The 2,753-nt window shown below is 70.0% G+C and carries 3 protein-coding genes and 1 pseudogene; 1 reads left to right on the top strand and 3 read right to left on the bottom strand.

All coding sequences use genetic code 11. The features are described from left to right. The 3 genes and pseudogenes from VLF38_RS04820 to VLF38_RS04810 all read right to left on the bottom strand — a co-directional run. A pseudogene (locus VLF38_RS04820) lies at window positions 1-438 on the bottom strand (tRNA (N6-isopentenyl adenosine(37)-C2)-methylthiotransferase MiaB); the annotation flags it as partial. A 90-nt stretch (window positions 439-528) separates the two neighbouring features. Next, window positions 529-1,065, bottom strand: coding sequence for a hypothetical protein (locus VLF38_RS04815; RefSeq protein WP_325270148.1), 537 nt, complete (start codon window positions 1,063-1,065; stop codon window positions 529-531). A gap of 81 nt (window positions 1,066-1,146) precedes the next feature. Next, entirely contained in the window at window positions 1,147-1,584 is a 438-nt protein-coding gene (locus VLF38_RS04810) for a hypothetical protein (protein WP_325270147.1), read from the bottom strand. A 442-nt stretch (window positions 1,585-2,026) separates the two neighbouring features. Here VLF38_RS04810 and VLF38_RS04805 point away from each other — a divergent pair, with 442 nt between their 5' ends. Beyond that, window positions 2,027-2,716 (top strand): amino acid ABC transporter ATP-binding protein, encoded by a 690-nt coding sequence (locus VLF38_RS04805; protein ID WP_414689364.1) that lies wholly within the window; start codon window positions 2,027-2,029, stop codon window positions 2,714-2,716. Window positions 2,717-2,753 lie beyond the last annotated feature (37 nt).

Genomic DNA, 2,753 nt, shown 5'->3' with positions numbered 1-2,753 from the left:
CGGCAGGGTGGAGGGGAAGACGTCGAGCGACTCGAGGATCTCGACCTGCGCCTCCTGCTGGGAACGCGCCCGGTCGAGGAGCGCCGGCAGCGAGCCGATGTTGTGGGTGCCGAAGACGACGTCGACCCACGGCGCCCTCTTCAGGATCGTGTCGCGGTCCTTCTGCGCCATGCAGCCACCGACGGCGATCTGCAGGTCGGGCTTCCTCGCCTTGACGGGCGCGAGGTGGCCGAGGTTGCCGTAGAGCTTGTTGTCCGCGTTCTCCCGCACCGCGCAGGTGTTGAACACGACCACGTCGGCCTGCTGCCCCTCGTCGGGGGCGACATAGCCTGCCTCCTCCAGCAGCCCGGTGAGCCGCTCGGAGTCGTGGACGTTCATCTGGCACCCGTAGGTGCGGACCTCGTAGGTGCGCTGATGGTCGATCGGTGCTGCAGTCATGGCGCCACAAGGGTACGGCGGAGCGCGCGGCGCCACGAAACGCGAGGCCGGCCCCGGGACCAGCCCTGGTCGGGACCGGCCCCTGCTCGGTCAGCCCTTGTCCGGGTCGGACGCCGCGTCACCGACCTGCTTCTGCGCCAGCACCTCGGCCACCTGGGCCGGGTCGGCCAGCGGGGCGCCCGTGGTGTGGCCGCTGGCTCCCTGCGAGTCCGCGGGCGAGGCGTTGAGGTCGGCGAGCATCTCGTCGGCCGCCGTGGGCGGCGCGTCCTCCTCCTCGGCTGCGATCGCCTGCTCGACGACGTCGACGGGCGGCTCCGGGGGCGGACCGGGCTCGCGCAGCACCACCTGAGGCTGGTCCGCCGCCTGCTCTCGCGAGGTCGGCTCTCGCGAAATCGACCCTCCGGGTGCCGGGTCCTCGGGCACCGGGGGCCCGGGCGTCGTCGCCCCGGTCCCCGTCGGACCCGGACCGGCGTCGCGCAGCAGGGACGCCGCGTCCCAGGCGACCTGGGCCCCGGCGCTGACCGTCCCCTTGACGAGGCCGAAGGCATACCCGGCGACCCCGAACGGCTTCTTGGCGGCTCCCACCGCGAGCTCTGCCAGCCCTCCGACGATGTCGTGCCGCACCATGCTGAAAACCTCCGATGGATCGATGACGTGCGAAGTGCCCAGCGACGAGGCACCCGAAACCAGTGTCGCGCGTGTCCCCGCTCACGTCGCGGGTGGCCGCTCCAGCCGTGGCCAGTCGCGCCGCGCAGCCCACACGAGGAACGCGATCGCCGGCAGGCACCACGCCCAGATCCAGAAGCCGAACAGCATCAGCAACAGCTGGAACACGACCGTCAGCGCCCACCCCACCCGGGCAGCCCGGCCACCCACCAGGAGCAGCACGCCGACCGTGATCTCGGCCGCCGCCAGGAGCAGCCCCCAGAACCGCGGATCGGCCATGAACACGTCCGCCCAGCCCTCGCGCACGAACCCGAAGAACGCCGGTTCCCCGAAGGATCGGTAGGTCTCCGGATCGGCCGCCACGATCCCGACGTGGATGCCGCCCATGCACGTGAAGAAACCGCCCACCGCGGTGGTCAGCGTCGGCGGACGCCGTACAGCCTGCTGGATCCGCGTGGGTCCCCGATCGAGCACCGTCATCGTCCTCGCCTCCACCATCCAGTTTCCTCCCGGCGGACCAACCCGGTCAGTGCCCAAGGTCTGGCGCCGGTCGGGTCCTTGGCCCCTGCTCCGCGGTGGCGCGCAGCGGAAGGATCGTGACCACGGGAGGGCGACGATGACGACCAACCGGGTCTGGCGACGGTGGTTCTGGTGGGCCACCGCCGGTGAGGTCGTCGGGTTCGCCCTCCCCGCAGCCACGGGCGTGGCGAGCTCCGACTGGTCCGCACCCTGGCCCCTGGTCGCCGTCGTTGCGGCGGATCACGATTCGACAGCGATGCCCCCGTCCTCCGGTGAGTCCGTAGCAGCGTGAGGCGATTGTCGATACCTTGCTCGAATGACTGTGCTGGAAGAACAACCGGCAGCAGCCGGCCGGGGTGAGCCCCTCGTCGTCCTGGAGGACGTCAACAAGTACTTCGGGCAGATGCAGGCCCTCAAGGACATCGACCTGACGATCAAGCGCGGCGAGGTCGTCGTGGTGATCGGCCCGTCGGGATCCGGCAAGTCGACGCTCTGCCGCACCATCAACCGCCTCGAGACGATCGACTCCGGGACCATCAGTCTCGACGGCCAGCCGCTGCCGGCCGAGGGCAAGCAGCTCGCCGCCCTGCGCGCCGAGGTCGGCATGGTCTTCCAGAGCTTCAACCTCTTCGCCCACAAGACGATCCTCGAGAACGTCACCCTCGGCCCGATCAAGGTCCGCAACATGAAGAAGGCGGACGCCGAGAAGCGCGCGAAGGAGCTGCTCGACCGCGTCGGCGTCGGGCACCAGGCGGCGAAGTACCCCGCCCAGCTCTCCGGCGGCCAGCAGCAGCGCGTCGCCATCGCCCGCGCGCTGGCGATGGACCCGAAGGTGATGCTCTTCGACGAGCCGACCTCGGCGCTCGACCCGGAGATGATCAAGGAGGTCTTGGACGTCATGGTGTCCCTGGCCGAGCAGGGCATGACCATGGTCGTCGTCACCCACGAGATGGGCTTCGCGCGTACGGCGGCACACCGGGTGGTCTTCATGTCCGACGGCGCGATCGTCGAGGAGAACACGCCCGAGGAGTTCTTCACCCACCCGCAGACCGACCGTGCCCAGGACTTCCTCGGCAAGATCCTCAAGCACTGAACACCGCGAGCCTGAGTTCTGATCCACAGGTCAGCAC

It is taken from the genome of Nocardioides sp. (genome assembly GCF_035481145.1).
Lineage (GTDB): Bacteria > Actinomycetota > Actinomycetes > Propionibacteriales > Nocardioidaceae > Nocardioides.
The sequence above is the reverse complement of the archived record's forward strand: the minus strand, read 5'-3'. Positions and strand labels throughout refer to the sequence as shown.

Bases quoted from the DNA above. Each gene is read 5' to 3' on its own strand.
- VLF38_RS04805 (WP_414689364.1), top strand. From the start codon at position 2,027: ATGCAGGCCCTCAAGGACATCGACCTGACGATCAAGCGCGGCGAGGTC.
- VLF38_RS04815 (WP_325270148.1), bottom strand. From the start codon at position 1,065: ATGGTGCGGCACGACATCGTCGGAGGGCTGGCAGAGCTCGCGGTGGGA.
- VLF38_RS04810 (WP_325270147.1), bottom strand. From the start codon at position 1,584: ATGACGGTGCTCGATCGGGGACCCACGCGGATCCAGCAGGCTGTACGG.